This is a genomic window from Bradyrhizobium manausense, from assembly GCF_001440035.1.
Classification (GTDB): Bacteria; Pseudomonadota; Alphaproteobacteria; order Rhizobiales; family Xanthobacteraceae; genus Bradyrhizobium; species Bradyrhizobium manausense.
This window is the reverse complement of sequence record NZ_LJYG01000018.1, coordinates 8,595-17,329: the sequence shown is the minus strand read 5'-3', so window position 1 is coordinate 17,329 and position 8,735 is coordinate 8,595. Positions and strand designations below refer to the sequence as shown.

General features: G+C 64.1%; 6 protein-coding genes and 1 pseudogene. 4 read left to right on the top strand and 3 right to left on the bottom strand.

The window, feature by feature from the left end; genetic code table 11:
- From frc to AOQ71_RS03905, 3 genes are all read right to left on the bottom strand, one after another.
- A partial coding sequence (gene frc, locus AOQ71_RS03915; protein WP_057742089.1) for a formyl-CoA transferase occupies nucleotides 1-1,254 on the bottom strand: 1,254 nt, incomplete at its 3' end.
- Nucleotides 1,255-1,315: 61 nt separating this feature from the next.
- Nucleotides 1,316-3,049: an oxalyl-CoA decarboxylase gene (gene oxc, locus AOQ71_RS03910; protein ID WP_057742066.1), complete on the bottom strand. Its 1,734-nt coding sequence runs from the start codon at nucleotides 3,047-3,049 to the stop codon at nucleotides 1,316-1,318.
- A gap of 74 nt (nucleotides 3,050-3,123) precedes the next feature.
- On the bottom strand, nucleotides 3,124-3,819 hold the full coding sequence (locus tag AOQ71_RS03905) for a GntR family transcriptional regulator (RefSeq protein WP_162268309.1): 696 nt from the start codon (nucleotides 3,817-3,819) through the stop codon (nucleotides 3,124-3,126).
- A 346-nt stretch (nucleotides 3,820-4,165) separates the two neighbouring features.
- Here AOQ71_RS03905 and AOQ71_RS03900 point away from each other — a divergent pair, with 346 nt between their 5' ends.
- The 4 genes and pseudogenes from AOQ71_RS03900 to AOQ71_RS47130 form a co-directional block, all read left to right on the top strand.
- Nucleotides 4,166-6,295, top strand: a complete 2,130-nt coding sequence (locus tag AOQ71_RS03900) for an acetate--CoA ligase family protein (protein ID WP_057742058.1) — start codon at nucleotides 4,166-4,168, stop codon at nucleotides 6,293-6,295.
- A gap of 137 nt (nucleotides 6,296-6,432) precedes the next feature.
- Nucleotides 6,433-7,272, top strand: coding sequence for an IclR family transcriptional regulator (locus AOQ71_RS03895; protein ID WP_057742053.1), 840 nt, complete (start codon nucleotides 6,433-6,435; stop codon nucleotides 7,270-7,272).
- A gap of 12 nt (nucleotides 7,273-7,284) precedes the next feature.
- Nucleotides 7,285-7,419: a hypothetical protein gene (locus AOQ71_RS49590; protein ID WP_283809566.1), complete on the top strand. Its 135-nt coding sequence runs from the start codon at nucleotides 7,285-7,287 to the stop codon at nucleotides 7,417-7,419.
- Between the two features lie 290 nt (nucleotides 7,420-7,709).
- Nucleotides 7,710-8,735: pseudogene (locus tag AOQ71_RS47130) on the top strand (amidohydrolase family protein); the annotation flags it as partial.

Genomic DNA, 8,735 nt, shown 5'->3' with positions numbered 1-8,735 from the left:
CGGGTCGAGCGCGCCCGACTTGTGGATCTCGGCGACCTGGTGATCGGAGAAGCCGAGAACGCTGCGCAGGATCTCGTCGGTGTGCTCGCCGAGCAGCGGCGAGCGGGTGACGTCGCTCGGGCTATCCGACAGCTTGATCGGGTTGCCGACCGAGAGGTACTTGCCGCGGGTCGGGTGATCGACCTCGACCACGGTGCCGGTCTTGCGCAGCGACTGGTCCTCGGCGAGCTCCTTCATCGACAGGATCGGGCCGCAGGGGATGTCGTCCCTGTTGAGGATCTCCATCGCCTCGAACTTGGTTTTCGTCATCGTCCATTGTTCGATGCGAGCAAAGATCTCGTTGAGGCGAGGCAGGCGGGCCGCCGGCTTGGCGTAGTTCGGATCGGTCTTCCAGGAGGGCTCGCCGATCACGTCGCAGATCTTCTCCCAGACCGGGGCCTGGGTGATGAAGTAGATGTAGGCGTTCGGGTCGGTCTCCCAGCCCTTGCACTTCAGGATGCGGCCGGGCTGGCCGCCGCCGGAATCGTTGCCGGCGCGCGGCACGGCATCGCCGAACGGAATGCCTTCGCCGTACTGGCTGTATTCCTTGAGGGGGCCGTGGGCGAGGCGCTGCTGGTCGCGCAGCTTGACGCGCGCGAGGTTCAGCACGCCGTCCTGCATCGCCGCGGTGACGCGCTGGCCCTTGCCGGTGTGGGTGCGCTGATAGAGCGCGGTGACGATGCCGAGCGCGAGGTGCAGGCCGGTGCCGCTGTCGCCGATCTGCGCGCCGGTGACGAGCGGAAGCCCGTCGCGGAAGCCGGTGGTGGAGGCGGCGCCGCCGGTGCACTGCGCCACATTCTCATAGACCTTGCAGTCTTCGTACGGTCCGGGGCCAAAGCCCTTGATCGACGCCACGATCATCTTCGGGTTGATCGCCTGGATCTTCTCCCAGGGGAAGCCCATGCGGTCGAGCACGCCGGGGCCGAAATTCTCGACCAGCACGTCGCACTTCTTGATCAGCTCGGTGAGGACTTCCTTGCCCTTCGGGTTCTTGGTGTCGAGCGTGATCGAACGCTTGTTGTGGTTGAGCATGGTGAAATACAGGCTGTCCACGTTCGGGATGTCCTGCAACTGGCCGCGGGTGATGTCACCCACGCCGGGGCGTTCCACCTTGATCACGTCGGCACCGAACCATGCCAGCAGCTGCGTGCAGGTCGGTCCTGACTGGACGTGGGTGAAGTCGAGAATGCGAACGCCCTCGAGCGCTTTGGTCATCTTGTATGCTCCGTACTCTGTCTGCCCCTGCACCCGCAGGGAATAAGGGTTGAGGGGGGACTTACTTCTTCTTCTGCAGAACGCTCTGCGGATTGAGGTTGCCGATGCGGCCGCTCTCCGAGCCCGCGGCCGGATCGATCACGGCGTTGATCAGCGTCGGCTTGCGGGATGCCATGGCTTCGTTCACGGCGCGCTTCAGTTCATCCGGTGAGGTCGCGTTCACGCCGACGCCGCCGAAGGCTTCCATCATCTTGTCGTAGCGTGCACCCTTGACGAACACGGTGGTCGCGGGATCGGAGTTGGCGCCGTTGACGTCGGTGCCGCGATAGATGCCGTCATTGTTGAAGATGACGACGCAGATCGGCAGGTTGTAGCGGCAGATGGTCTCGACCTCCATGCCGGAGAAGCCGAAGGCCGAGTCGCCTTCCACTGCAAGAACGGGGTGGCCGGTCTCGAGCGCAGCCGCGATCGCCTGGCCCATGCCGATGCCCATCACGCCCCAGGTGCCGACGTCGAGACGCTTGCGCGGGCGGTACATGTCGATGACGCCGCGGGCCAGGTCGAGCGTGTTGGCGCCTTCGTTGACGAGGATCGCTTCGGGATGATCCTTGATCACATTCTTCAGCACGCCGAGCGCGCCGTGATAGTCCATCGGCGATTTGTTGTTCATCAGCTTCGGCGCCATCTTGGCGACGTTCTCTTCACGCTTGGACGACACCGCCTTGGTCCATTCGGCTGGCGGGGCGGTCCAGCCCGTTCCCATCGCCTGGTTGAAGGCGGAGACGACCGAGCCGATGTCGCCGACCACGGGCGCGACGATCTCGACGTTGGAGTCCATTTCCTTCGGCTCGATATCGACCTGGATGAACTTCTTCGGCTGATCACCCCAGCTCTTGCCCTTGCCATGCGAGAGCAGCCAGTTCAGTCGCGCGCCGATCAGCATGACGACGTCGGAGTCCTTCAGCACGGTCGAGCGCGCAGCGCCGGCGCATTGCGGATGCGTATCGGGGAGCAGGCCCTTGGCCATGCTCATCGGCAGGAACGGCACGCCGCTCTTCTCGACGAAGCTCTTGATCTCCTCGTCGGCCTGCGCGTAGGCCGCGCCCTTGCCGAGAATGATGAGCGGACGCTTGGCGCTCTTGAGCACGTCGAGCGCGCGCTTCACCGACGCGGGTGAGGGGATCTGCGCGGGCGCAGCGTCAATCACCTTGACCAGCGACTTCTGGCCGGCCTCGGCGTTCATCACCTGGCCGAACAGCTTTGCCGGCAGGTCGAGATAGACGCCGCCCGGACGGCCCGAGACGGCGGCGCGGATGGCGCGGGCAAAGCCGATGCCGATGTCCTGGGCGTGCAGCACGCGATAGGCCGCCTTGCACAGCGGCTTTGCGATCGCGAGCTGGTCCATCTCTTCGTAGTCGCCCTGCTGCAGATCGACGATCTCGCGCTCGGAGGAGCCCGAGACCAGGATCATCGGATAGCAGTTGGTGGTGGCGTGGGCGAGCGCGGTGAGACCGTTCAGGAAGCCCGGGGCGGACACCGTGAGGCAGACACCGGGCTTCTTGGTGAGATAGCCGGCGATGCCGGCGGCGTAGCCGGCGTTCTGCTCGTGGCGGAAGGAGATCACACGAATGCCGGCGGCCTGCGCCATGCGGCCCAAATCCGTGATCGGGATGCCCGGCACATTATAGATGGTGTTGATGCCGTTCAGCTTGAGCGCGTCGATGACGAGATGGAAGCCATCCGTCAGTTCCTGCTCGGTGCCCGGTGCTTCGGACTTGGTCGCGGTGTTCAGCATGGGCCTTGTCTCCCTGATCTCAAGGTAGTGGGGCGAATGGTTCGCCCTTCTGGTGAATGTCGCTAGGTGAACAGTTAAGTAAACAGTTCTTGGCCGTGCGCTTCGACGTAAGCGGCAAGGCCAAGGGTGTGGTCGCGGGCGCGCTTCTCGGCGAGTTCGGTGTCGCGCGCTTCCAGCGCCTCGATCATGCCGAGATGCTCGGGCAGGGAGGTCGCGGTGCGGTCCTTGCGGCCGATCGTCAGCTGGCGGTAGCCGCGCACGTGCAACAAGAGGTCGTTGGTGAGATCGACCAGGACGGGGGACTCCGACAGCGAGATCAGCGCCTGGTGGAAGGCGATGTTCGCCTTCGAATATTCCTCGACGTGATCCTCGGGCAGGCGGTCCTTGCCGAAATCCTTGAAGAAGTCGCGCAGCGCCGTGATGTCCTTTTTGCGCGCGGTGGTGGTGATCAGGCGCGCCGCCATGCTCTCCAGCGCCGCCCAGGCGCGGATCATGTCGACGATCTCGCTCTTGGTCCGGCGCACCACCATGATGCCGCGGCGCGGCACGGTCTTCACGAAACCATCCTGCTCGAGCATCGCGATCGCTTCACGGATGGGCGTGCGGCTGACGCCCAGCCGTTCGGACAGCGCGCGCTCGTCCAGCATGACAGGCTCGGGCGTCGAATAGATGTCCATCTTGAGGATGGCTTCCTTCAAGGCGTCATACGCCTTGTTCTTGAAGCTGCTCTCCGGGGCAATACGAACGATTGTGATGTCTGCCTCGGCCATGTTCGGCAACGCCTTGGTTGGTTTCCGCAGTGACACGACGATTCTCCTCCAGTGGGAGTCGTCTTTTACAGGAATATTTGCCGGAAAGTTTTTGGCATACCACATGCCAGAATGTCAAGCTGCCTATTTTTTGCGGCGTTATCGACCGTGCTCCGGCTTGACAAGTTGGCTCCTGGCATACCAAATGCCATCGCTAGCCATTTTTGATCCAAGCTGGCGGGAGTCATCAAGGCCTTTCAGCCCTCCGTTCCGCTAGGTGGAACAGGGCGCGGCGATGGCAAGTATCACGGGCAGCCGCATCACGCGCGCTTTGCAAAGTAAGAACTGAAGGTCAAGGGAGAAGCTCATGTCGAATTCCAAAGACGTCGTCCGCAAGGTCCTTGACCAGGTCAAGGCCGACAAACGCACCAGCCTGACAGCGCCGGAAGGCAAGGTGGTCTGCGATGCCTACGGCATTCCCGTGCCGAAAGAGGGCGTGGCGAAGTCGGCCGGCGAGGCCGGCAAAATGGCGTCGTCGATGGGCTTCCCGGTGGTGATGAAGATCGTCTCCCCGGACATTCTCCACAAGACCGAAGCCGGCGGTGTCATCGTCGGCGTCAAGACGGCTGAGGATGCCGAGAAGGCCTACGAGACCATTCTCGGCAACGCCAAGAAGTATAAAGCCGATGCCAAGATCGAGGGCATCCAGGTGCAGCAGATGCTGGCCGGTGGCACCGAAGTGATCGTCGGCTCGATCACCGACGGCTCGTTCGGCAAGCTGGTCGCCTTCGGTCTCGGCGGTGTGCTGGTCGAGGTGTTGAAGGACATCACCTTCCGCCTCGCGCCCGCGACCAGGGAAGACGCGCTGTCCATGCTCGACGGCATCCAGGCGCATGAAATTCTGAAGGGCGTGCGCGGCGGCGAGCCGGTGAACCGCACCGCTCTGGCCGATGTCATCGTCAAGGTTTCGCAGCTCGTCACCGATTTCCCTGAAATCGTCGAGCTCGACCTCAACCCTGTGTTCGCCACCGCCAAGGACGCGATTGCGGCCGACGTGCGTATCGTCGTCGACTTCGCCTACAAGCCCAAGCCGAAGCCGCGTCCGACCGAAGAGATCGTCGCAGCCATGAACCGCATCATGCAGCCGAAGGCGGTCGCCGTGATCGGCGCCTCGGCCGAGGACGGCAAGATCGGCAACTCCGTGATGAAGAACCTCATCAACGGTGGCTACAAGGGCGAGATCATTCCGATCCATCCCAAGGCAGCCGAGATCCTCGGCTACAAGGCGTACAAGAGCGTCAAAGACGTGCCCGGCGTGATCGACGTCGCGGTGTTCGCGATTCCCGCGAAGTTCGTCGCCGGTGCGCTCACCGAGTGCGGCGAGAAGAAAATCCCGGGTGCGGTACTGATTCCGTCAGGCTTTGCCGAGGCCGGCGCGCCGGAGCTGCAGGCCGAGATCGTCGAGGTTGGCAAGAAGTACGACATCCGCCTGATGGGACCGAACATCTACGGCTTCTATTATACGCCCGCCAATCTCTGTGCGACGTTCTGCACCGCCTACGACGTCAAGGGCCACGCGGCGCTGTCGTCGCAGTCGGGCGGCATCGGCATGGCCATCATCGGCTTCTCGCGCTCGGCCAAGATGGGCGTCTCCGCGATCGTCGGCCTTGGCAACAAGTCCGATATCGATGAGGACGATCTGCTCGCTTTCTTCGAGCAGGATCCGAATACGAATCTGATCGCGCAGCACTGCGAGGACCTCAAGGACGGTCGCGCCTTCGCGGAAGCCGCCAAGCGGGTCTCCAAGAAGAAGCCGGTCGTTGTGCTCAAGGCCGGCCGCACCTCGGCCGGCGCGAAGGCGGCCTCGTCGCACACCGGCGCGCTCGCCGGTAACGACAAGATCTATGAGGACGTGCTGGCACAGTCGGGCGTGATCCGCGCCCGCAGCCTGCGGCAGCTGCTCGAGTTCGCCCGCGGCGTGCCGGTGCTGCCGACGCCTAAGGGCGAGAACGTGCTGATCATCACCGGTGCCGGCGGCTCGGGCGTGCTGCTGTCGGACTCATGTGTCGACAACGGCCTGTCGCTGATGTCGATGCCGCCGGATCTCGATGCGGCCTTCCGCAAGTTCATCCCGCCGTTCGGCGCGGCTGGTAACCCTGTGGATATCACCGGTGGCGAGCCGCCGATCACCTACGTCAACACGGTGAAGCTCGGTCTGTCGGACGAGCGCATCCACTCGCTGATCCTCGGCTATTGGCACACCATCGTCACCCCGCCGATGGTGTTCGCCCGCAATATGGTCGAGGTGAAGAAGGAGATGGAGGCCAAGGGCTTTGTGAAGCCAATCGTGGCCTCACTGGCCGGCGACGTCGAAGTCGAGGAAGCCGCCGAATATCTCTACCAGAACGGCATCCCGGCCTATGCCTACTCGACCGAGCTGCCGGTCGAGGTGTTAGGTGCCAAGTACAAGTGGGCGCGCGGGGCAGGGCTGCTCTGAGCCTAATCTCTCCGGTCATCCCGGGGCGGCGCGAAGCGTCGAACTATGGTGCGCACTTGTGCGCTTGAGGATCTCGAGATTGCGGGTTCGCGCTTTCGCGCGCCCCCGAATGACGCCAGCCACAGCGGCAGGTCGCGATGGGCAAGAACGTGATCCGGCGCAAATCGCCTGAGACACGATCGGCTGCGGAGGCCGATCGTGACGGCGGCGTGCAGTCTGTCGACCGCGCGCTGTCGATCCTCGAGACGCTGGCCGAGGACGACGAAGGTTATCGCCTCAGCGATCTCGCCGTTCGCACCGGCCTGTCGGCCTCGACCGTGCACCGCCTGCTGGCGACGCTGGAAAGCCGCCGCTTCGTGCAGTTCGACCGCGCCGAGTCCAAATGGCATGTTGGCGTCCGCAGCTTCACCGTCGGGGCGAGCTTCGCGCGGCGGCGCAATTTCACCGCGCAGGCGATTCCTTATTTGCGCAAATTGCGCGATCTCACCCGCGAGACCGCCAATCTCGCCGTTGTCGACGACGAGTTCATCATCGTGCTGACCCGCATGGAGAGCCGCGAGATCATGCGCTCGCTAACCAAGGTCGGCGGCCGCGTCGCGATGGTGACATCGGGGGTCGGTAAGGCCGTGCTCGCGACCTATTCCGACGAGGATGTCGGCGCGGTCATCCGCCATCACGGCATGCCGAGACTCACGGAAAAATCCATCGTGCGGCCCAGCGACCTTTTTAGAGAACTCGCGGCGGTTCGCAAGCAGGGCTTTGCAATCGACGACGAGGAGGCTCAGATGGGCCTGCGCTGCGTCGCCGCCGTGGTCTACAACGCGCTGGCCGAACCGCTTGCGGCAATCTCGGTGTCCGGGATGACCAGCCGCATCACCGATGAGCGATTGCCGGAGGTTGGCCGCATGGTGCGCGAGGTAGCGGCGGAACTAACGGCCGCACTCGGCGGCGTCGCGCCGGAGCCGAAGGCGTCCTAGTCGACCACGGCCATGATCACGCAGACATACAGAACGAACGTCGTGATCGAGGCGCTGCCACACGTCATCCCGCGGCGTGTTGACGAGGACGTTGAATTCCAGGTTCAGCCGGTTGCGCGCCCGCAGCGTGTCGAAAAGGCCCTGTAACGCATAAAAGGCGATCCGCAACATCTCGATGGGAAGGGCGAGGAGTCTGAGCATGGCCTGAGTTGGTCGCCGCGGCGCGGGCGAAGTTCATTTCGGGCTGTAACGGATGAGGGAAGGGCGGCCGTAGCGGCGCCGTGCTATGCTTCCGCGGCCATCGATGGGCTGTGCCGGCCACGTGCCACCGGCCGGTCCTGCCCAATGCGTAAGCAGAAGTGCCGTTTTAATTGAGTTGCCCCTCCTGCATGAGGGCGCAACCATTGGCGGACGAACCACGTCCGCCGGGAGCTCCGATGACCAAACTGACCCGCTTTGCCGTCGCGCCACTGCATTCGATGACGCGACGTCTCGCCGATGTCGCCTCTGCCCGGCTCGCACCCGAGCTCGTCATCTCAGGTGCAAGGCTGCTCTCGACCTATTCGGAGCGGATCCATCCGGGACGCGAGGTCTGGATCACGGGCGGCCGCATCGCCGCGGTGAAACCGGCCGGAACGGCGAAGAAGATGTGGAGCCACGTGCCGCTGTATGACGCCGCGGGCGGCATCATCGCGCCAGGACTGGTCGATCCGCATATTCACATCGAATCTTCAATGGTGACGGCCTGCGCCTACGCCGAGGCCGCGCTGCTCAACGGGACCACCACGATCTTCTGCGATAGCCACGAGATCGGCAACGTCATGGACGTCGCCGGCGTCGAGGCGATGCTGGAGGACGCCCGTGAGGCGCCGCTGTCGATCTTTCTGACGGTGCCGAGCACGGTGCCGGCAACCTCGGCGGAACTGGAGACCGCCGGCGGCGACCTCACGCCCGACAAGATCGCCGGTCTGTTCGACCGCTGGCCTGAAGCCGTCGCGCTCGGCGAAAAGATGGATTTCGTGCCAGTGACCATGGGCGACGAGCGCAGCCACGCGATCCTCGCGGCAGCCTTGAAGCGCGGGCGACCCGTGTCCGGGCATATCTACGGCCGTGAATTCGTCGCGGCCTATGCGGCTTCCGGCGTCACCGACACGCATGAAGCGATCGACCGCGACATCGCCGACGACCTGCTCGATGCAGGCGTCTGGATTTTCCTGCGCGGCGGCCCGCCGACGACGCCCTGGCATTCGCTACCGCAGGCGATCCGGACGATCACCGAACTCGGGGCCTCGCACAAGCGCACCGCAGTCTGCACCGACGACCGCGATGCCGATGATCTCCTGCTCTTTGGCCTCGACTGGGTGGTGCGCGAAGCCGTGAAGGCGGGGATGTCGCCGGAACAGGCCTGGTCGATGGGTTCGCTGCACGGCGCCACCCGCTTTGGCATGGAGGGGGAGATCGGC